This is a genomic window from Chitinophaga jiangningensis (assembly GCF_900142605.1).
In the GTDB taxonomy this organism is placed as follows: domain Bacteria; phylum Bacteroidota; class Bacteroidia; order Chitinophagales; family Chitinophagaceae; genus Chitinophaga; species Chitinophaga jiangningensis.
This window is the reverse complement of the sequence record NZ_FRBL01000006.1, coordinates 145,464-165,562: the sequence shown is the minus strand read 5'-3', so window position 1 is coordinate 165,562 and position 20,099 is coordinate 145,464. Positions and strand designations below refer to the sequence as shown.

The window sequence follows — 20,099 nt, the reverse complement described above, 5'->3', positions numbered from 1 at the left end:
TGCAACTACACTATAAAATCGATTTAGCACAGAAGGCAAGGCCAGAACAACTGTGAATTTTTTGTTACATACTTATCAGCTTTGTTTTATTTCTACTTCTCAGTTTGGTTTTACAGCATTTTCGTGGAAATCATTTTCGCAATAGCGTTTCAACACTGGTTCTTCGTTCCTTTATGCAGTAGGTAAATTAATTTTTCATTCCGATGATGGTCATTAAGCAATACAGAACCGGGTCCTCACACTGGCAGTTTCTCTTGATAAAAATAGTTATATTTCCCAATAACTAAAACGTTTTTGCAACTTTTTTTTCCAATGATATAATATTCACATTTTACCTGTTTAAACCTGTATTATTAAGTTAGGCTTTTCCACTGGCCCAGCATCGCAGGCAACCCTTCCTGCTCAAAAATTATGCGTCCTATTTTGAGTCGCCCCCACCCTTCCTGCAACTGGTAAGCAAAGCGTGGCAGGCCTTCCTCCAGCATACATGCCATGTGCATGGCCTTCCAGCCGGGCCCCGGTGTCAGCAAACCTTCCAGGGCATGCAGGTGGGTAGATATAATAAAAAATCCTTTGGGAGATGTTACCAGCCCTTCGATCGTTTGAAGGGAAATGTCGGTGGCATCATCGGCATTGGTGCCACGAAATAATTCATCGAAAATGGCAAAGCAGTTATCTCCCCCGCCTGCCGCATGCAGTGTTTGCTTCAGCTGTTGTACTTCCATCATAAAATGACTGTAACCACTTTGCAAATCATCGCGCAGGTTAATAGCCGCGCTGATCCCATTATAAAATGGAATCCGGCAAACACTGGCTGGCACCGGCATTCCGGCGTGTGCCAGGTACACACAACAGCCCATTGCTTTCAGCAAGGTTGATTTGCCCGACATGTTTGCACCGGTGAGCAACAGCACGCTTGCATCTGTACAAATACTATTGCGCACCGGCTGTTTTATCAGCAGGTGATAAAAATCTTTCAATTCAAAACCTCCGGATGTAAACTCCGCAAACACCATGTTCATGCGTACCGCAGCATTGGCCAGCGACAGCCATGCTTCCCAGTAATTAAATGTTTGCCAGAAAATATGCCACTCCCCTGCTGTTATTTCATGAAGGAACAATTGTATCAACCGCCGTATCTCCTTTGCAGTAAACGTTCCGCTACGCGCAGCCACAGCCCGTGCCGGCAACTGCATCTTCCTGAATATTTCCTGTATAATAATTAACCGCCTGCGAAATTCATCCGGAAAATGTGCAGGATTTATAAAGGAGAAGTAACGGTCCGCCGTATCCATGAACCCGATTAACTGACGCAGGCCCCCCTGCAACATATACTGATCATTACGCAAGGTTTTGTAATGGAATATGCGGGTTACCACATCGCCTGCTGCCGGCAGTTCTATTTGCCCCAGCCGATGCAGGAAAGCCTGTACCTCTCCGTAATCCACCGGGGAATAATCCAGCTGCGTACGGTGGTAACCGTGATGAATCAAGGTTTTCATCACTGCCTGTTTTTTATAAATGAGCTCCGGATTGCCGGGCAGCTCCAGCAGCAGTGAGGTAAGTACTTCACGGGCATCGGGGTTACGGGTGGTATCATACACGGGAATAAGCGCACGGATGTTCAGGTCATGGATATCGGGCATACAGGCATGTTTTGGCGGGATCATGGCAGGAACTATGCCGGAAATAAAAAAGCAGCACACGGGTGCTGCTCTGTTGATTGTTTTGGTAGTATGGATTAATAGTGCAGTAACTCTTTCATGGCTGCAGTTACCTTATCCGGATTTGGCAGCATGGCTGCTTCCAGGTCGGTATTCAGCGGAACGGCAGGCAGGTCGAGCGCACCGAGCGTAAACACCGGTGCATCCAGATCCCGGAAGCAGGTGCGTTGTATGCGACCGGCGAGTGCCTGTGTAAAGGAATTATTCAATTGTTCCTCTGTTAACAGCAGGCATTTACCATGCTTTTTCACAGTGGCAAAAATCAATTCCTCATCCAGCGGGAACAAGGTACGAAGGTCGATGATCTCCACATTTCCCGGGAATTGTTTCGCGGCTGCCTTAGCCCAGTATACCCCCATTCCGTAGGTGATCACGCACAGGGAATTTCCATTTGCCACATCTTTAGGATGCGCCTGCAGCACCACATTGCCTTTTCCCAGCGGAAGCACATAATCCGCTGCAGGTTCAATTGTCATTGCATCCTGGGTACCTGGCACCTTACTCCAGTATAATCCTTTGTGTTCCAGCATTACTACCGGGTTAGGATCAAGGAATGCGGCCTTCATCAGCCCTTTCATATCTGCCGCGTTAGAGGGGTATACCACCTTGATGCCTTTAATGGTAAGCAGGGTAGACTCCACGCTGCCGCTATGATAAGGGCCGCCACCTCCGTAAGCACCTATTGGCACGCGTACCAGGGTTTGGACAGGGTATTTTCCATTGGACAGATAGCATGATTTTGATATTTCGGTCACCAGCTGGTTGAAGCCGGGATAGATATAGTCCGCAAACTGTACTTCCACAATAGGCTTCACACCTGTTGCAGATAAACCTGCTGTGGAACCGATGATATACGCTTCCTGGATGGCCGTATTATAAACACGGTGATCTCCGAATTTATCCCCCAGGGTAGCCGCTTCGCGGAATACGCCGCCGAGCCGGCGGCCCACATCCTGGCCAAACAGGATGGCTTCCGGGTAAGTTTGCATGATTTCTTCCACGGCATGCAGGGCAGCATCCACCATTACCACTTTAGCGCCGTTAGCAGGCGTACGTTCGCCTTTTTCGGCAGTTACCGGTGTGGGGGCAAAAACGTGATCATGGATGGTAGCCGGGTCAGGATTAGCGGCATTTACGGCTTTATCGAAGCAGGTTTGAATGTAAGCGGTGGCATCTGTTTCAATTTCCAGCAATACGGTTTCAGCCACTCCTTTTTTGAGCAACAGCTGACGCAGTTTTGGAATGGGATCGCTTTTAGCGTGTTTTTCGAGGTCTTCGGCGCCGCGGTACCATTCCTTCCGTACGCCGGAGGTATGGTGGCCCAGGAGTGGCACGGTGGCTTGTACCAGGATAGGACGGCGTTCGTGCCGTACGTAGCTGATAGCGGCAGCCATACCTGACCAGGAGGCTTCAAAATCGCTGCCATCAATACGCATACGTTCCAGTCCTTTAAACCCGGCAGCGTATTCGTAGGCGTCCATGGCGCGGGCTTCTGCGGCGGTTACCGAGATTCCCCATTCATTATCCTGTACCAGGTAGATGATCGGGAGTTGCTTCAGTACGGCAAACTGCAGGGCTTCGCTTACTTCCCCTTCGGTTACGCTACCGTCGCCGAGGGAGCAAAGTACCACGGGCATTTCTCCATCAGGGCCGGCCTGGAGCAGGTTTAACTGCATCTGGGCCAGGTATTGTACGCCCTGTGCCATACCAGTGGCGGGAATAACCTGCATACCGGTAGCACTGCTCTGATGGGGTATTTTTGGCCTGTCGGCCCGGTTGCTGTTTGGATGTGCGTAGTACGAACGTCCGGCAGAGAACGGGTCTTCTGCTTTGGCGAGGAGTTGGAGCATCAATTCATACGGAGAGAACCCCATGGCGAGCAGCATGCTGTCGTCCCGGTAGTATGGACTTACAAAATCCCATGGGTGTAGCTGTAATCCGGTAGCGATCTGAATGGCTTCGTGCCCTCTGGAGGTGGAGTGTACGTACTTGCAAATAGGGCGGTTGGCTTCATATACAGCCGCCATGGCGGCGGCTTCACACATCAGCCGGTAGGCCTGGAGCAGGTCCTGGTTACCGTCTGGTTTCTTAATCCCTTCAGCCGGTGCTTTTAAAGTTGAAACGCTTGTACTATCTTTAAACACGTAAGACTGTTTTGGTGATGAAATCCGGAAAAGCAAAATAGTTGCTATAACAACTGTTGCTAATGCAAATTAAAGAAATATGACTGATACTTTCGTCAGTAATCCATCTTTTTTTAAGTTGGATGCTACGCTTAAGAAACTGCGCAATTATTGGCAGAAAGAGTTTGATGCCAAGCAGAAAGACATCACAGTGGATCAATGGTTACTGATAGAAAATCTGTACAAGCATAAGAAGACCACCCACAATGAGCTGGCGCGGAATACGTCGAAAGACATTACCACGATCAGCCGTATTATTGAGTTACTGGTAAAGAAGGGGCTGGTAAAGCGGGAGGCCGACAGCCTGGACCGCCGCAAGGTGTATTTACAGCTCACGCCGGAGGGTGTGGATAAATACAAGGATGTGAAGCCGATGGTGCATGAGATGCGTAAAGTGGGATGGAAAACGTTGTCGGAGAAGGATTATAATGAGCTGACGCGTATATTGGATACTATTTATGCGAATGTGCCATAAAGTTTTTGAAAGGATATTTGGGGAAGGGGCCATTAGGGCCGGCCTTCCTTAAACAGCAAAGGGACCTTCGGTCCCTTTGCTGTTTAAGGATTAAGCTCGCCGCTGGCGGGCATAATCCGGAGTATTAAATGTATAATTATTTCACAGAAAACTCCAGGAGGCTGTCGTTTTCGATAAATGCTTCGAAAGAGTCGCCGATTTCGGTAGGGCCTACACCTGCCGGGGTACCGGTGAAGATGAGGTCGCCGATATTGAGCGTAAAATACTTGGAGATATAGGCAACGAGGAAATCAAAGTTAAATAACAGGTCTTTCGTATTTCCCTGCTGTGCCAGTGTTTTATTTTTATACAGGCAGAAGTTAATGTCTTTCTTGTCCATTTCCGGCGTAATGGGCAAAAACTTCCCTACGATCGCGGAGTTATCAAAAGCCTTGGCGATTTCCCATGGCAGGCCTTTGGCTTTCTGGCGATCCTGGATATCTCTGGCGGTAAAGTCGATCCCTACAGATATCTGGTCGTAATACTTATCTGCAAACTTTTCCTGGACATGCTTACCGTTCTTGCTCACGCGGAGTACCAGTTCGCATTCATAATGCAGGTTGCTGGTAAATTCCGGGTAATAGAATGGATGGTTATTCTGTAGCAAGGCATTTTTCGGTTTCATGAAGAGTACCGGTTCAGCAGGCACTTCATTCTTCAATTCTTTGGCATGGTCGGCATAGTTTCTACCTACGCAAATAATTTTCATAATGCGCTTGTTTTTAAAGGTTAAATAAAGCAGATAGCTGCCATATTTACAAATTTACTTTACGGAAGGGTAAGTTAAGTTATTAAAGGCATTCATCGTACGTGCAAGACCGGTAGTGGCAAAACTCAGGATAATTTCCACTGATTTATCGATTTTTTCCTGTACGATGGCTGTTTCGTCGTGTTTCCATTTGCCCAGTACAAACTCTACCTGACGGCCTTTGGGGTAGTTATTCCCGATGCCGAAGCGAAGTCGCGGGTATTGAGAGGTAGCCAGGGAGTCCTGGATGCTTTTAAGGCCGTTATGACCGGCATCGCTTCCGCCGGGGCGCAGGCGCATCACGTCGAGGGGCAGGGCCAGTTCATCGACGATTACCAGGAGGTTTTCGATACTGATTTTTTCTTTATCCATCCAGTATTTGATGGCTTTACCGCTCAGGTTCATGTAGGTGGTGGGCTTGATCACGATAAAGGTCTTGCCTTTCCATTTGATTTCGGCTACATCTGCCAGGCGGTCGTTGTGAAAGCTACCGTTATGTTGCGCAACGAATGCATCTGCCACATCGAATCCGATGTTGTGGCGGGTATGCTGGTATTCGGCGCCTATATTTCCTAATCCTGCTATTAAATATTTCATGGTGTAATCAACAGGTATAAAATTAAATAGCCCACGCCAAAGCGTGGGCTATTTTTGAAAAATATTTTAAAAAGATTATTTCTTTTTAGCGTCTTTTTCAGCAGTTGCTTCTTCCTGACGCAGCTGACGGGTCATTACCACAGAAGCGATAGGAATACGTGGAGAGTTAGTGATGGTGATACCTTCCACTTTAACGTCTTCCACACGGATGTTGCCATTCAGCTCCAGGTTATCGATGCTTACTTCGATGTTTTCTACCAGGTGCTTAGGCAGTGCGATTACTTTCAGTGCTTTCAGTTTGGTAACCAGTTTACCACCGGCTTTAACACCAACGGACTGACCAACCAGTTTGATAGGCAGGGTAACTGCAACTGGTTTGTCTTCTACCAGTTCCATGAAGTCGATGTGAGACAGTTCGTCTGTCACTACATCAAACTGCAGGTCTTTCATTACTGCGCGGTAAGTTTTAGCTCCCAGTTTAATTTCTGCTACCTGAAAAGCGGAAGTGTAAACCAGGTTTTTGAAAGATTTTGCAGGCGCTGAAAAACTAACAACTTCTGCACCCCCGTAAATAACGCAAGGCACTTTTTCCTCAGAACGGAGTTGGCGGGTGGCTTTTTTACCAAATTCGCTCCTGAGTTCTCCTTCGATGGTTATTGTGTTCATTGTTTAAACAATTTATATAAAGAATAAATAAATACTTAGTTATCAATCGCCTCTGCGCTGACTGTGAATGAACAGGCTGGTGATGGATTTATTCTCGTGCATATTGCGGATGGCAACGGCGAAGAGTTCTGCAACGGTGATTACTTTGATCTTCGGAGAATGTTGTTTCAGCGGGATGGTATCGCAAACCACGATTTCTTCCAGCACTGAATTTTCGATGTTTTCGTACGCTTTACCGCTGAATACAGGGTGGGTACAAAATGCACGTACACTTCTGGCGCCTTTCTCCTTGAGGAGGTTAGCAGCTTTAGAGAGGGTACCTGCGGTATCGCAAATATCATCAATGAGCACTATATCTCTGTCTTTCACATCCCCGATTACCACCATGGAAGCGATTTCATTCGCTCTTTTACGATGCTTGTCGCAGATCACCATTTCGGCATTGAAGTAGGAGGCTACCTCACGTACACGGTTGGTACTACCCACGTCCGGGGACGCAAAGGTAAGGTTTTCCAGCTTTAATTGCTCAATATAAGGGATAAAAATCGCCGAGCTGTCCAGGTGATCCACCGGGATGTCGAAGAACCCTTGTATCTGAGGAGCATGTAAATCCATGGTAATCACCCTGTTAGCACCCGCTGCCACGAGCAGATTAGCTACCAGTTTAGAGCCGATAGCCACGCGGGGCTTGTCTTTTCTGTCCTGGCGGGCATACCCGAAATAAGGTATCACCGCGGTGATATACCCTGCAGAGGCGCGCTTGGCTGCGTCAATCATCAACAGCAGTTCCATCAGATTGTCAGACGGGGCACTGGTTCCCTGTACCAGGAAAACATAGTCACCACGAATACTTTCCAGGAATACCGGCTGAATTTCGCCGTCGCTGAATTTCTGAATTTTAACTTTACCAAGGCCGTTAAGTCCATTGCCATAACGTCTGGCAATTTTCTCAGCCAATTCTGGATTACTGTTGCCTGTGAAGATTTTTACTGAAGGTTGCATACTTGTGGAAAAGAGGTTGCAAAACTATGATTTTTTAGGGGTATGCAGCGTTTTTTTTCCGGACAAGTTTACATATACTAAATTAATAACTTTTAAATAAATGAAAATCAAACAATATAGGGATATAAGAAATGTATGAGGGCGCTTGGGAAACCAGAGGGAAAGAAGTAAATTTGGATAAAGGATGCTATTATGTTTGTGAATGTTAACCCCGGCAGTCATGTGGCCATCAAAGATTGGCCAGATGCCGACAAGCCCCGCGAAAAACTGATTGACAAAGGCGTTAATGCCCTCAGCGATGCTGAATTGCTAGCGATACTCCTACAAACAGGATATCGCCAGAAATCCGCCGTAGATCTGGCCCGTGAAATTCTCCGGCTGGCCAAAGATAACCTCTCGGAATTAGGCCGCCTCAATGTCAGGGATCTCCGTAAACTCAGAGGAATGGGTACTGCCAAAGCAGTAACGGTAGTTGCCGCCCTGGAATTATCCCGGCGCCGGCAGTCCACCTCCATCCATAAAAAGAACGTGATCCACACCAGCTCGGATGCAGCACTGTTCTTTAAACCACTGCTAGCCGATCAATACCACGAAACCTTTTATGTCATGTTTCTCAACCATGCCCAAAAAGTACTGCTCACCCGCTGTATCAGCAGCGGAGGGATGTCCAGCACCGTGGTAGATCCCAAACTCATCTTCCGGGAAGCCCTGGAAGTGCATGCCACTAAAATCATCCTCTGTCACAACCATCCCTCTGGCAGCCTGCGGCCCAGTGAGTCGGACATAAACGTGACCAAAAAAATCCGGGATGCAGGCAAACTATTCGATATCGAAGTGCTGGATCACATCATCGTGGCCGAAACCGGCTATTTGAGCCTGGTGGAAGAAGGGGTGCTATAAAATGCGCTAAAGTATTTACTTTCGCATTTATTATTTATTCTGATCCATATGCTCAAAATAGGAATCTTCGGGGTAGGACATCTAGGGAAAATTCACCTTTCTCAGTTAGTAACCATGAAAGACGTAGAAGTGGTAGGCTTCTTCGATCCAAGCGACGCTAATGCCAAAAGCATAGCTGATCTCTACAACATTCCCCGTTACAACTCAGCCGAAGATCTTATCCTGGCTGTTGACGCGATCGATATCGTGGCCCCTACCACCCTTCATTTTAATCTTTGTGAACTGGCTATCCGCAATGGTAAACACATCTTTGTGGAAAAACCAATGACTAACACCATCGAGGAAGCCAAAACACTGGTTAAACTCGTGGAAGAAGCCAATATCAAATTCCAGGTAGGCCACGTAGAACGCTTCAACCCCGCCTTCATCGCATTGAAAGGCTACCAGCTCAACCCCATGTTTATTGAGGTACACCGCCTGGCAGAATTTAATCCACGCGGAACAGATGTAAGCGTTATCCTCGATCTCATGATCCATGATATCGATATCATCCTGAGCATCGTTAAATCGACCATCAGCCGCATATCCGCCAGCGGAGTTGCCGTCATGAGCGACACCCCGGATATTGCCAACGTACGCATCGAATTCCATAATGGTTGCGTTGCCAACCTGACCTCCAGCCGCATCTCCCTGAAGAAAATGCGCAAAATGCGCTTCTTCCAGAAAGATGCCTATATCGGAATCGACTTCCTCGATAAAAAATCAGAAATCATCAAACTGAAAACACCTGAAGATGAAGGCCTCTTCACGCTGGATATCGAAACCAACAGCGGTAAAAAAACCATCGCCATCGATAACCCGGAAGTGAAACAAACCAACGCCATCCGCATGGAACTCGAAATGTTCCGCGATGCCATCCTCCACAATACACCGGTAGCTGTTACCGCTGTAGACGGACTGCAGGCTGTTGATGTGGCACACCAGATTCTCCATAAAATCAATAAAACACTGGCAGAGAGCCAGACCGCGAGATAATTTATTTTTTTTGTTTTTCATCCCTGCCTTCGGCAGGGATGAAAAACAAAAACGAAAGGCACCTCAGGCGCCTTTCGTTTTTGGAAAAAAGTTTATCGTTCATTGAGCAGGGCAGCTGCTATCACCAAATCCAGCGGCTTCGTAATCTTAATATTCGCCTCCTCACCAGGTACCAAATGTACCCGATGCCCCAGCCGCTCCGCCACCGTGGCCTCGTCCGTAAACAGGGGGTCGTAGGGCAATTCAAAAGCAGGCAGCAGCACCTCTGATAAAAATGTTTGCGGCGTTTGAATGATCTTGTACTTTTCCCTGTCCACCGCGCGATTTACATCTCCCTCTACCACCCTTATACTATCTTTCATGTCAATCACAGGAATAGCCCCGCCATACTGCAAAGCAGCCTCATAACAGCTACGGATCAACGCCGTGGAAATCAGCGGCCGTACGCCATCATGCACAAACACCACCGCATCCGAACCAGCCTGTTGCAAGCCGTTTTTCACAGAATGAAAGCGGGTGTCCCCACCTTTTACCAGGGTAATATCCGGCCGTTGCGCAAAGTAAGACAGCACCTTTTCGGCCGATTCAAAATGCGCTTCCGGTAATACCAGTACAATTCGCATATCGGGATAGGCACCGGCAAACGCCGCGATGGTATGATACAATACCGGCTTGCCATTCAGGTCGAGGAACTGCTTGGGAACCGCGCTCTGCATACGTGAACCGGAACCTCCGGCCACTATTATGGCTACTTTGTTTCGCTCTTTCATGTATTAGCTGATAGTATGTGTGCAAGATATAAACAAAAAAAGTTCCCACCGGCAGCTTGCTGGTGGGAACTTTTAGTACATAAGATGCTTATCATTAGAGGATCAGCATGGCATCGCCATAGCTGAAGAAACGATATTTCTCTTTGATAGCCTGCTGGTAAGCTTCCATCACCAGGTCGTAACCGGCAAATGCGCAGGTCATGATCAGCAGACTTGTTTTTGGCAGGTGGAAGTTAGTCACCAAAGCATTCGGAATAGCGAAATCGTAAGGAGGGTGAATGAAGGTGTTAGTCCAGCCTTCAGCCGCCTTCAGGTGATTTTGCGCTGTTACGGAAGATTCAACCGCACGTACAGAAGTAGTACCAATCGCACAGATCTTACGGTTTTCCTCTTTTGCCTTGTTTACAATTTTCACTGCATGCTCATCGATATGGAAATACTCAGCATCCATTTTGTGTTTGCTCAGATCTTCCACCTCGATAGGACGGAAAGTACCCAGACCAGTATGGAGGGTAACTTCAGCGAATTTAACGCCCTTGATTTCCAGACGTTTGATCAGTTCACGGCTGAAGTGCAGGCCTGCAGTTGGCGCAGCCACCGCACCTTCATACTTCGCATAAACAGTCTGGTAACGCTCCTTATCCTCTTCTTCCGGTTTACGCTTGATGTATTTAGGCAGCGGCGTTTCACCCAGGGTGTCCAGCACTGCTTTAAACTCCTCATCGTTACCTTCAAACAGGAAACGGATAGTACGACCTCTGGAGGTAGTATTATCGATTACTTCAGCTACCAATGACTCATCGTCGCCGAAATACAGCTTGTTACCAACACGGATCTTACGTGCAGGGTCAACAATAACATCCCACAGGCGATTTTGCTTGTTCAGCTCACGCAGCAGGAATACTTCAATTTTAGCGCCTGTCTTCTCTTTGCGACCATACAGCCTTGCAGGGAATACTTTCGTATTGTTCACAACCATTACATCCTTGTCGTTGAAATAACCCAGGATGTCTTTGAATACTTTGTGCTCAATTTTTCCAGTAGCGCGGTGCACCACCATTAAACGAGATTCGTCTCTGGTTTTGGAAGGATGCTGTGCAATGAGATTTAAAGGAAGGTCGAATTTGAACTGTGATAGTTTCATATTACGGTATGAATAAATTTTTTAAGTGCGCAAAAGTACCAATTTTTATCCACATCGTCAAAAATTGGCTATAATCATTATAAATCAAGCTATTTTATATTAAATTCCTTTGGGTATAGCTGCAATCAGTTGTTGGGTATAAGCCTCCCGGGGGTATTGATATACCTGGTCCGCCTCGCCACTTTCCACAATCTTCCCTTTTTGCATTACCAGCATCTGATCGCTGATAAACCGGACTACCGACAGGTCATGGGAGATGAAGATGCAGCTGAATCCGAATTCTTCCCGTAAACTGATCAGCAGATTCAGCACCTGCGCCTGGATGCTTACATCCAAAGCCGCCACTGACTCATCACAGATGATAAAGGATGGATTTACTGCCAATGCTCTCGCTATCACAATACGCTGACGCTGACCGCCTGAAAACTCATGGGGATAACGATTAACGTGCTCCGGCAACATATTCACCTTTCCCAGCAGTTCCAGTACTTTCTCCTGCCGGCCTGCCGCATTGCCATACAGGCCATGCACTTCCATGGGCTCCAGGATTGCTTTGCCGATAGTCATGCGGGGATTGAGCGATGAATAAGGGTCCTGGAAGATCAGCTGCATTTCTTTACGCATGGCGCGCATGCCTTGTGCTGATAAACTTCTCAAATCCTGTCCTTTATAAACAATAGTTCCGCTGGTTGGTTCTGTCAATCTTAATAAACTGCGGCCGAGCGTGGTTTTTCCACAGCCCGACTCCCCTACCAGCCCTAGTGTGGCGCCGGTTTTCATTTCAAAGCTCACATCGTCCACTGCTTTGCGCCATTCCAGCACTTTCCCTGTCAGAGAACGCTTTACCGGAAACCAGGTACTAAGGTTTTGTACCTGCAGGATGGGTTCCCTTGCTGCCAGCGTGTTACGACGGGCAGTTATCATCTCCCCACTCATTTGCAGGGAATTCACGAAAGATTTCACCGAGGCTGTTTGCTCCATAAAATCGCGGATTACGGGGAGTCGCACCAAACGCTTATCCAACGGTGGCCTGCAGGCCAGCAGTCCTTTCGTATAGGCGTGCACGGGGTGTGTAAACACTTGTGCTACCGGCCCTTCCTCTACAATATTGCCTTTATACATTACCATCACCCTGGAAGCAATTTCAGCGACCACGCCGAGGTCGTGCGTAATAAACAGCACACTCATTTCCATCTGCTGCTGTAATTCCTTCAGCAGTTGGAGAATAGCTTTCTGAACGGTAACATCCAGTGCGGTAGTGGGCTCGTCGGCAATGAGAAGTTTAGGTTCGCAGGAGATGGCCATGGCAATCATCACCCGTTGTTTCTGCCCGCCGGAAAGTTCATGTGGATAACGATCCATCATGCCTTCGGGATCTGGCAGTTTTACCTTTGTGAACAGTGCGATGGCGCGGGTTTTCGCTTCCATCTGGGGAATTTGCTTATGCAGGCGGATGGCTTCTGTTACCTGTGCACCGCAGGTAAGCAGGGGATTGAGGGAGGTCATGGGCTCCTGGAAGATCATGGCAATTTCATTGCCACGATAGCGGCGCATGGTGTCAGGAGAGAGCCGCAGGAGATCAACGGGATCTTCGCCTTCATAATATAACAGCTCGCCGTTATCGATCCTGCCTGGCTCCTGCACCAACTGCATGAGGGAAAGTGCGGTTACGGATTTGCCGGAACCGGATTCACCAACAACACCAATCAATTCACCTTTTCCGATGGTGAAGCTGATGTTATTGACAGCGGTAACGCTGTTGTTGCCTGAGCGAAAACTCACCTTCAGGTCTTTAATGGCAGCCCGCGGATATTGCATAGCGGGAAGATACAACAAATCTTAGAAGCGCAGATGCTTCACGGTCTGGTGGCTGTCGATCAGTTTCTGAAGCGATTCAATACCTACTTTCAGGTGGCGGTCAACGAACTTGCTGGTTACCTTTTTGTCGCTTTCTTCTGTTTTCACACCTTCCGGTACCATTGGCTGATCGGATACGAGTAGCAGTGCTCCGGTAGGAATTTTATTGTAGAAGCCTACGGAAAAGATAGTGGCAGTTTCCATATCCACGGCCATGGCACGGATTTTTTCGAGGTACTGTTTAAACTCAGCATCGTGTTCCCAGATGCGGCGGTTGGTACTGTAGCAGGTACCTGTCCAGTAGTCGTGACCGGAATCCCTGATGGTGGTGGAAATAGCTTTCTGCAAGGCGAATGCCGGGAGTGCGGGCACTTCTGGCGGGAAGTAGTCGTTAGAGGTACCTTCGCCGCGTATAGCCGCAATCGGTAGAATGAGGTCGCCGATCTGGTTTTTCTTTTTCAGTCCACCGCATTTTCCGAGAAACAATACTGCTTTGGGTTCGATGGCGCTGAGCAGGTCCATAATGGTAGCGGCACCGGGACTACCCATACCGAAATTGATAATGGTGATTTCGCCGGCAGTAGCGCATTGCATAGGTTTACCAATGCCAACGATTTCTACGTTGTTCCATTCGGCAAACATGGTAAGGTAATTACTGAAATTGGTGAGGAGGATGTGGGTTCCGAAGTTTTCTAACTTTTCACCAGTGTAACGGGGCAGCCAATTAGCTACAATTTCTTCTTTTGTCTTCATAGCCTTTTGACAAGCAAATGTAAGGTTTTTTTGGGGGATTTTGAAATTTGTCCCGGTTTCCCCCTGTGCCTTCGGCACAGGGGGAAACCGGTTAATGGGCCGACCCGGGTCGGCCCATTAACCGGTTCGGAATATTTTGCGAGGCGATTTGCGACCGTTGGTTGTTAACGGGTGCGACCGGAGGTCGCACCCAACGGCAATTTCAGATCAGGCAACCAGGGAAATTATTCGTAATCCGGCAACTCCTCCAGGAAGTTCCATTGGTGAGTGGCATGATTATAAGTACAGCAGAAGGTATTAGTTCCATTGGTAATGACCAGGTATTTCGCCGGTATAACCATGTTATAGCGTACCACTTGTTCGAGGGTTTGCTGACTAAGCGGCACATTCATCTCCTTACATTCAATCAGCATCCAGGGGGTCATTTCCCGGTTATAGAGTACGATATCGAAACGCTTTTTCAGTTCTCCCAGGTAAATTTCCCGTTCTACGGCCGTGAGTGCGGGTGGGTAGTTTTTTATTTTAAAGAGATATTGGAGGAAGTTCTGCCTCACCCACTCTTCCGGGGTCAGGATAACGTAACGCTTTCTCAGGCGGTCGAATATAAGCGTTTTGTCTCCTTCCTTTATCACTTTAAAATCCGGTTCGGGAAATACAATTTTGATCAAATGCAGGGTGTTTTTTCTGGCACGAAGATACATTAAAGACACACATTTGCCCCTTCCACCTTCGGTGGCAGCAGCGGAGATCTGCGCTTTCGCCGTGTGCTAATGTAAAGGGGAGATGTAGTAGCCGTCGGCTAATACATCTCCCCAAAAAAATATAATGCAGGCGCAACATCAAGGGAAGATACCCAGTTGCTCGTATGCAGCTCCTACTTTGTTGATCGCACACACGTAAGCAGCGGTACGCATATCATGGATCTGCGGGTTGCTGATCATTACATCGCGTACCTCGTGGAGGGCAGCGTGCATGGTTTCTTCCAGGCCGGAATACACCAGATCCACCTCGTCAGCACCGTGGGCGATGAATTTTCTTTCTTTGTCAGATACTTTTTTGCCGGTCAGGTCTTCGATGGTTTGGAGGATATGCATGTTCATATTCTCGTCGAAGCGTTTACCGAGGCGACCATATCGTACGTGGCTGAGGTTTTTCAGCCATTCGAAGTAGGAAACGGTTACCCCACCTGCGTTCAGGAACATATCCGGTACTACGATCACTCCTTTTTTGTTGAGGATCTCGTCTGCCTCAGGGGTGAGAGGTCCGTTGGCCGCTTCACCTATGATACGTGCTTTAACGTTGGGTGCGTTGTGTTTATCGATTACATTTTCCAGGGCGGCAGGTATGAGGATTTCGCAATCCAGTTCCAGGCCGTCTGTATTTTTGTTCAGGTTAGTAGCACCCGGGAAATTATTGATAGAGCCGGTGGCTTTTTTGTGCTGGAGTACATCGTCGGGGTTCAGGCCATTTTCGTTGAAGATGGCGCCGTCCCACTCGATGAGGCAAATTACTTTGGCACCTGCCTCGTGGAAGTATTTGGCAGCGTGGTAACCTACGTTACCCATACCCTGCACGACTACACGTTTTCCTTCGATGCCGGTAGGGAGGCCCAGTTTGTCCATGTCTTCCTTGATGTTGCAGAGTTCACGGAGGCCGTAAAACACACCGAGGCCGGTAGCTTCTGTACGACCGCGTACGCCGCCCTGTGACACTGGTTTACCGGTAACGCAACCGTATCCGTCGATTTCTCCGGGACGAAGGCTCATGTAGGTATCCAGTATCCAGCTCATTTCCCTTTCGCCAGTACCGTAGTCAGGAGCGGGAACATCTGTACCGGGGCCAATAAAGTTTTTCTTTACCAGCTCGGCAGTGTAGCGGCGGGTGATCGCTTCCAGCTGGAATGGGGTGTAGTTGCGGGGGTTAATTTTGATACCTCCTTTAGCGCCGCCAAATGGTACGTTTACAATAGCACATTTGTAGGTCATGAGGGAGGCCAGTGCCATCACTTCATCCTGGTTTACTTCTTCACTGAAGCGGATACCACCTTTACAAGGCAGTTTGTGATGGGAGTGCTGAACGCGGTAAGCTTCGATTACCTGCACAGATTCGCCGATACGTACCGGGAATTTGATCTGGTAAACGGCGTTACAAGCCTTGATTTGCTCCAGGATACCTTTATCCCATTTGGTAAAGGCTGCTGCTTTATCAAAGCTTCTTTCCACACTCTGGAAAAAACTGTAATGCTGATCTTGCGGCATAATATATCGTTTTGGTATAATGATTAGATTTCTTACAGATTTCTATCCCTATCTTCCAACTTACTGATCTTTCTATCCAGACTGATCAGGAATAACACAATACCGATGAAGATAATCACCAAAATTCCCACTATCACATAGATCTTACCGTTGCTCCGGAACAATTCGTTTACCGGACCCGATTCTGTATTCTGCTGCTGGGCATTTGCCACGAAAGAAATAAGCAGTAACAGCATGGTAAGTACACGGGAGAATAATCTTCTATGGATCATTTAAAAATATTTTTGAGCTCTAATTTCTTGTAACGTACTGCCAGGGTGTACATCCATACACTCAGGAGAATCCAGCCGATGATGGCCGGATAAAATACCATTCTCATATGGTTATCTGTATCTTCCTTAGAAAAGCCGGGAGTGGTAGCACTGCCAGGGTGGAGGGAATCCACCATTTTAGGGATGATATAGGTAAGCGGGATGAGTAAGGCAAAGGCGAAGATGTTGAATACCGCGGAGATACGGGCACGCTTGTCCATGTCGTGGATAGACAGGCGCAGCACCAGATAAGCCATATAAATTAATAAGGCAATGGCGGTGCACATCTGTTTCGGATCGCTGGTGAGCGTGCCGCCCCAGGTGTAGGTGGCCCATAATGAACCTGTTGCAAAGCCGAGTATCCCGAAAAGAATACCCACGCTGGCAGCAGTGGAGGCATAAACATCCTTTTTCAGATCATATCCCGAAAGAAAACGGAGAGAGTTAATAACGGAGATGGTGAACATGGTATACATGCACATCCACATCGGCACATGAAAAAATAGTCCACGGGATGATTGTCCGTTTGTTCCTATGATTGGTATTTCGATAGTGAACCCGGCGATAATTACGTAAATCAGAAGCAGTATCGCCAATGCTTTCCACCAATGTCTGGCCATTTTTATGCAGCTATATTCCGGGGCAAACCTACACGTTTTAGCGTTAATCACAAAGATTTTAAGGGATTTTAAGTTTATCCAACATCCCTGAAAACTCATTAAACATCCTTATTATAAGTAAGGCATTTCTTTGCGATTTCACTAACTAGTCTTTCCACAAAAACGGGAATAGTATGAGGGAGAGGGCGATTACGAGGAAGTCGAGCCCGCCCAGCAGCCAGAACATCCGCGGCAGCTCCGGCTGGAAAACTGTCAGAAAGGCTGACACGGAGATATTTGACAGCAGCATCAGGATCGGCAGGATCAGCGGGAAGCCCATGATAGCCATGAGGGCAGCGCTATGGTTGGCCTGCGCCGCGATGGCTGCCAGCATGGTAAAGAGCAGGGATAAGCTCACGCCACCCAGCAGTACCACCCCTACAAAATATCCCGGATTGGTAATGGGGTTGCCCAGCAGCATGATGCTGGCGCCCAGGGCAATCAGGCTCATCACCACCATAAGTATTATATTATATATCAGTTTAGCGGCAATAAAGTAACGGGGATGCACCAGCGAATAAAAATAAAGGAGCCGGCCCTTGCTTTCCTGCATGAAGCTTTTGGCCACCGCATTGACGGCAACAAACAGCTGTACCACCCAAAAAAGTGCGTTCCAGAGCTTATCTTCCGGCTTGCCCATCATCAGGTTAATCACAAAAACTGTGGAAACTATGTAAAGCAATACCCCATAGAATGCGTATTGCTGGCGCATTTCCAGCAATAAGTCCTTTTTCACCAGGGTGAGCGTTTGTTGGATCGGATTATTTTTCTTCATGATTAGGCGCAAAGATAGTCATTGAAGGCTAAAACCTGTGGTTAGCTGGCAGCGATTCCTTATATTGCCAGATATATAAATTCCGAGCTGATGAAAAAAATTCTGGTAGCCAACAGAGGGGAGATAGCGTTACGAATCATGCGTTCTGCACATGAAATGGGGATCAAAACCCTGGCAGTATTTTCCGAGGCCGACCGCACCATGCCTTTTGTACAATATGCAGACGAAGCTATTTGTATTGGCCCTGCGCCATCCAATCAGTCATACCTGCTGGGGGATAAGATCATTGCGGTTGCCAAAGAGAGGGGCGCAGATGCCATCCATCCCGGATACGGCTTCCTGAGTGAAAATGCTGTTTTCGCGCAGAAGGTAAAAGATGCCGGCATTACTTTCATCGGTCCCTCTCCTGCTTCTATTGAAGTGATGGGCAGCAAGCTGGCTGCCAAACAAGCCGCCCAGCAATTTGGGGTACCCATGGTCCCTGGAACGGAAACGCCGCTCAGAAGCCTGGAAGAAGCGAAGGAGGTGGTGAAGAAAACCGGATTTCCAATCCTCATCAAAGCCAGCGCCGGTGGTGGTGGTAAAGGGATGCGGGTGGTTAATGCGCCGGAAGAACTGGAAGAACAGATCCGCCTGGCCAAAAGTGAAGCCATGAGTGCTTTTGGCGATGATGCGGTGTTTATAGAAAAATACGTTGGATCGCCACGCCATATTGAGATTCAGGTGCTGGGCGACCAGCACGGCAATTGTGTATATCTTTTTGAGCGGGAATGTTCCATTCAGCGCAGGCACCAAAAGCTGATTGAAGAAGCGCCATCTTCCGTGCTCACACCAGCCATCAGGGCTGCTATGGGCAAATGTGCAGTAGATGTGGCCAGGGCCTGTAACTACTATGGCGCTGGTACGGTGGAATTTCTGGTGGATGAGCAGCTGAACTTCTATTTCCTTGAAATGAATACCCGCCTGCAGGTGGAGCACCCGGTAACAGAACTAATCACAGGTCTGGACCTGGTGAAGGAACAGATAAAAGTGGCCAGGGGGGAGACTTTATCAATTACACAGGAAAGTTTGCAGATTAACGGGCATGCCATTGAATTACGTGTATGTGCCGAAGACCCGGCCAATAATTTTCTCCCTGATACCGGAAAACTGGAAACCTATATACGCCCGCAGGGCTATGGCGTGAGGGTAGATGACGGTTATGAGCAGGGAATGGATATTCCTATCTACTATGATCCTATGATAGCCAAACTGATTGCCTGGGGCAGCACTCGTGAAGAAGCCAGATTCCGCCTGCTGCGTGCCATTGAAGAGTACCAGGTAAAAGGAATCCGCACCACACTGCCATTTGGCCACTGGGCATTACAGCACCCTGCCTTTGTGGAAGGAAACTTCGACACCAATTTTATTGGAAAATATTTTACCCCGCAATGCCTGCTGAATGAGGATCCACAACTGAATAAACTGGCAGCTATCCTGGCTGCACAGGTATGGCAGCAGGATCAATTAGCTTTACAACAGGAAGCATTAACGGTGAACCAGGGTACAAGCGGGTGGAAAAAACGTAATACGTTAAGATAATTCAATATTTATGTTAAATAAGTTAAAGTGCTTCCATAAAAATTGGAAACGTTTAACTTTGCGGGACTTTTTAATATGATACGCAGACTCATACTCAACATTATTGACTTCTTCCATAAGCCATTCAGTGGAATTATTCCCAAGCAGACGTTCCGCTACCTGGCCTGTGGGGGTGGGAATACCTTGCTGGATATTTTCCTGTATTTCATATGCTATAACTTCATCCTGGAAAAACAGGTGGTTCATTTGCCGTTTATCAACATTGGTGCGCACATTGCGGCTATGTTCATGTCGATGGCAGTAACCTTCCCTACCGGCTTCCTGCTGAGTAAATACGTGGTTTTTTCAGAGTCTAACCTCCAGGGGCGTACGCAGTTATTCCGCTACTTTATGCTGGTAGGCGTATGTGTATTACTGAATTACGCTTTGATGAAGCTGTTTGTGGAACACCTGCATCTCTTCCCGACCGTTGCGAGAATATGTACTACCGCTGTGGTAGTTATTTTCAGCTATCTTACACAGAAGAAATTTACCTTTAAGGTTAAACAAAGTATATAGTTTTTTATCAGCAGCCTCCGGCTGCTGATAAAAAAGGGTTCCGGGCCTTCGACCCGGAACCCTT

At 47.8% G+C, this 20,099-nt stretch carries 20 protein-coding genes; 5 read left to right on the top strand and 15 right to left on the bottom strand.

Annotation, left to right across the window (positions count from 1 at the left end):
* Positions 1–353: 353 nt before the first annotated feature.
* On the bottom strand, positions 354–1,646 hold the full coding sequence (locus BUB18_RS16175; RefSeq protein ID WP_073083065.1) for a MutS-related protein: 1,293 nt from the start codon (positions 1,644–1,646) through the stop codon (positions 354–356).
* Between the two features lie 95 nt (positions 1,647–1,741).
* Complete coding sequence (locus tag BUB18_RS16170; protein WP_245805686.1) at positions 1,742–3,868, bottom strand: alpha-ketoacid dehydrogenase subunit alpha/beta; 2,127 nt, start codon at positions 3,866–3,868, stop codon at positions 1,742–1,744.
* Between the two features lie 79 nt (positions 3,869–3,947).
* Between BUB18_RS16170 and BUB18_RS16165 the strand changes: the two genes are divergently transcribed.
* Entirely contained in the window at positions 3,948–4,382 is a 435-nt protein-coding gene (locus BUB18_RS16165) for a MarR family winged helix-turn-helix transcriptional regulator (RefSeq protein WP_073083062.1), read from the top strand.
* 136 nt (positions 4,383–4,518) lie between these two features.
* Here BUB18_RS16165 and BUB18_RS16160 read toward each other — a convergent pair whose 3' ends face one another.
* The 4 genes from BUB18_RS16160 to BUB18_RS16145 form a co-directional block, all read right to left on the bottom strand.
* Positions 4,519–5,130 (bottom strand): fumarylacetoacetate hydrolase family protein, encoded by a 612-nt coding sequence (locus BUB18_RS16160; RefSeq protein ID WP_073083061.1) that lies wholly within the window; start codon positions 5,128–5,130, stop codon positions 4,519–4,521.
* A 54-nt stretch (positions 5,131–5,184) separates the two neighbouring features.
* Positions 5,185–5,766 carry an aminoacyl-tRNA hydrolase gene (pth, locus tag BUB18_RS16155; protein WP_083550117.1) on the bottom strand — a complete coding sequence of 194 codons (582 nt, stop codon included), beginning with the start codon at positions 5,764–5,766 and terminating at the stop codon, positions 5,185–5,187.
* A 75-nt stretch (positions 5,767–5,841) separates the two neighbouring features.
* Positions 5,842–6,432 (bottom strand): 50S ribosomal protein L25, encoded by a 591-nt coding sequence (locus BUB18_RS16150; protein WP_073083056.1) that lies wholly within the window; start codon positions 6,430–6,432, stop codon positions 5,842–5,844.
* A gap of 42 nt (positions 6,433–6,474) precedes the next feature.
* Positions 6,475–7,434 (bottom strand): ribose-phosphate pyrophosphokinase, encoded by a 960-nt coding sequence (locus tag BUB18_RS16145; RefSeq protein ID WP_073083054.1) that lies wholly within the window; start codon positions 7,432–7,434, stop codon positions 6,475–6,477.
* 192 nt (positions 7,435–7,626) lie between these two features.
* Here BUB18_RS16145 and radC point away from each other — a divergent pair, with 192 nt between their 5' ends.
* Complete coding sequence (radC, locus tag BUB18_RS16140) at positions 7,627–8,334, top strand: RadC family protein (RefSeq protein ID WP_073083052.1); 708 nt, start codon at positions 7,627–7,629, stop codon at positions 8,332–8,334.
* A 48-nt stretch (positions 8,335–8,382) separates the two neighbouring features.
* Positions 8,383–9,369 (top strand): Gfo/Idh/MocA family protein, encoded by a 987-nt coding sequence (locus tag BUB18_RS16135; RefSeq protein WP_073083049.1) that lies wholly within the window; start codon positions 8,383–8,385, stop codon positions 9,367–9,369.
* Between the two features lie 92 nt (positions 9,370–9,461).
* On the opposite strand, the gene BUB18_RS16130 is transcribed toward BUB18_RS16135, so the two are convergent.
* The 9 genes from BUB18_RS16130 to BUB18_RS16090 all read right to left on the bottom strand — a co-directional run bounded on the left by BUB18_RS16130 (position 9,462) and on the right by BUB18_RS16090 (position 17,896).
* Positions 9,462–10,139: a 2-C-methyl-D-erythritol 4-phosphate cytidylyltransferase gene (locus BUB18_RS16130; RefSeq protein WP_073083046.1), complete on the bottom strand. Its 678-nt coding sequence runs from the start codon at positions 10,137–10,139 to the stop codon at positions 9,462–9,464.
* Between the two features lie 94 nt (positions 10,140–10,233).
* Positions 10,234–11,283 carry a tRNA preQ1(34) S-adenosylmethionine ribosyltransferase-isomerase QueA gene (gene queA / locus BUB18_RS16125; RefSeq protein ID WP_073083044.1) on the bottom strand — a complete coding sequence of 350 codons (1,050 nt, stop codon included), beginning with the start codon at positions 11,281–11,283 and terminating at the stop codon, positions 10,234–10,236.
* Positions 11,284–11,382: 99 nt separating this feature from the next.
* A complete protein-coding gene (locus tag BUB18_RS16120) occupies positions 11,383–13,101 on the bottom strand; it encodes an ABC transporter ATP-binding protein (protein WP_073083042.1) in 1,719 nt (572 codons plus the stop codon).
* Between the two features lie 21 nt (positions 13,102–13,122).
* Positions 13,123–13,893 carry an AMP nucleosidase gene (locus tag BUB18_RS16115; RefSeq protein ID WP_073083039.1) on the bottom strand — a complete coding sequence of 257 codons (771 nt, stop codon included), beginning with the start codon at positions 13,891–13,893 and terminating at the stop codon, positions 13,123–13,125.
* Positions 13,894–14,117: 224 nt separating this feature from the next.
* Positions 14,118–14,561, bottom strand: coding sequence for a type I restriction enzyme HsdR N-terminal domain-containing protein (locus tag BUB18_RS16110; protein WP_083550221.1), 444 nt, complete (start codon positions 14,559–14,561; stop codon positions 14,118–14,120).
* 171 nt (positions 14,562–14,732) lie between these two features.
* A complete protein-coding gene (locus BUB18_RS16105) occupies positions 14,733–16,151 on the bottom strand; it encodes a Glu/Leu/Phe/Val family dehydrogenase (RefSeq protein ID WP_073083037.1) in 1,419 nt (472 codons plus the stop codon).
* A 32-nt stretch (positions 16,152–16,183) separates the two neighbouring features.
* Positions 16,184–16,423 carry a CcmD family protein gene (locus BUB18_RS16100; RefSeq protein ID WP_073083035.1) on the bottom strand — a complete coding sequence of 80 codons (240 nt, stop codon included), beginning with the start codon at positions 16,421–16,423 and terminating at the stop codon, positions 16,184–16,186.
* A complete protein-coding gene (gene ccsA / locus BUB18_RS16095) occupies positions 16,420–17,082 on the bottom strand; it encodes a cytochrome c biogenesis protein CcsA (RefSeq protein WP_073083033.1) in 663 nt (220 codons plus the stop codon). The genes BUB18_RS16100 and ccsA overlap by 4 nt, the downstream gene beginning before the upstream one ends.
* Positions 17,083–17,227: 145 nt before the next feature.
* On the bottom strand, positions 17,228–17,896 hold the full coding sequence (locus BUB18_RS16090; RefSeq protein ID WP_073083031.1) for a heme exporter protein CcmB: 669 nt from the start codon (positions 17,894–17,896) through the stop codon (positions 17,228–17,230).
* A gap of 90 nt (positions 17,897–17,986) precedes the next feature.
* Between BUB18_RS16090 and accC the strand changes: the two genes are divergently transcribed.
* Together accC and BUB18_RS16080 are read left to right on the top strand one after the other, a co-directional pair.
* On the top strand, positions 17,987–19,477 hold the full coding sequence (gene accC / locus BUB18_RS16085; RefSeq protein ID WP_073083029.1) for an acetyl-CoA carboxylase biotin carboxylase subunit: 1,491 nt from the start codon (positions 17,987–17,989) through the stop codon (positions 19,475–19,477).
* A 75-nt stretch (positions 19,478–19,552) separates the two neighbouring features.
* Positions 19,553–20,035, top strand: a complete 483-nt coding sequence (locus BUB18_RS16080) for a GtrA family protein (RefSeq protein ID WP_073083027.1) — start codon at positions 19,553–19,555, stop codon at positions 20,033–20,035.
* Positions 20,036–20,099: the final 64 nt, after the last annotated feature.

Coding starts and splice junctions, on each gene's coding strand:
- BUB18_RS16120 (WP_073083042.1), bottom strand. CDS start 13,101: ATGCAATATCCGCGGGCTGCCATTAAAGACCTGAAGGTGAGTTTTCGC.
- BUB18_RS16115 (WP_073083039.1), bottom strand. CDS start 13,893: ATGAAGACAAAAGAAGAAATTGTAGCTAATTGGCTGCCCCGTTACACT.
- BUB18_RS16165 (WP_073083062.1), top strand. CDS start 3,948: ATGACTGATACTTTCGTCAGTAATCCATCTTTTTTTAAGTTGGATGCT.
- queA (WP_073083044.1), bottom strand. CDS start 11,283: ATGAAACTATCACAGTTCAAATTCGACCTTCCTTTAAATCTCATTGCA.
- BUB18_RS16090 (WP_073083031.1), bottom strand. CDS start 17,896: ATGAAGAAAAATAATCCGATCCAACAAACGCTCACCCTGGTGAAAAAG.
- BUB18_RS16160 (WP_073083061.1), bottom strand. CDS start 5,130: ATGAAAATTATTTGCGTAGGTAGAAACTATGCCGACCATGCCAAAGAA.
- BUB18_RS16175 (WP_073083065.1), bottom strand. CDS start 1,646: ATGCCCGATATCCATGACCTGAACATCCGTGCGCTTATTCCCGTGTAT.
- BUB18_RS16100 (WP_073083035.1), bottom strand. CDS start 16,423: ATGATCCATAGAAGATTATTCTCCCGTGTACTTACCATGCTGTTACTG.
- pth (WP_083550117.1), bottom strand. CDS start 5,766: ATGAAATATTTAATAGCAGGATTAGGAAATATAGGCGCCGAATACCAG.
- ccsA (WP_073083033.1), bottom strand. CDS start 17,082: ATGGCCAGACATTGGTGGAAAGCATTGGCGATACTGCTTCTGATTTAC.
- BUB18_RS16105 (WP_073083037.1), bottom strand. CDS start 16,151: ATGCCGCAAGATCAGCATTACAGTTTTTTCCAGAGTGTGGAAAGAAGC.
- BUB18_RS16150 (WP_073083056.1), bottom strand. CDS start 6,432: ATGAACACAATAACCATCGAAGGAGAACTCAGGAGCGAATTTGGTAAA.
- BUB18_RS16135 (WP_073083049.1), top strand. CDS start 8,383: ATGCTCAAAATAGGAATCTTCGGGGTAGGACATCTAGGGAAAATTCAC.
- accC (WP_073083029.1), top strand. CDS start 17,987: ATGAAAAAAATTCTGGTAGCCAACAGAGGGGAGATAGCGTTACGAATC.
- BUB18_RS16130 (WP_073083046.1), bottom strand. CDS start 10,139: ATGAAAGAGCGAAACAAAGTAGCCATAATAGTGGCCGGAGGTTCCGGT.
- BUB18_RS16145 (WP_073083054.1), bottom strand. CDS start 7,434: ATGCAACCTTCAGTAAAAATCTTCACAGGCAACAGTAATCCAGAATTG.
- radC (WP_073083052.1), top strand. CDS start 7,627: ATGTTTGTGAATGTTAACCCCGGCAGTCATGTGGCCATCAAAGATTGG.
- BUB18_RS16080 (WP_073083027.1), top strand. CDS start 19,553: ATGATACGCAGACTCATACTCAACATTATTGACTTCTTCCATAAGCCA.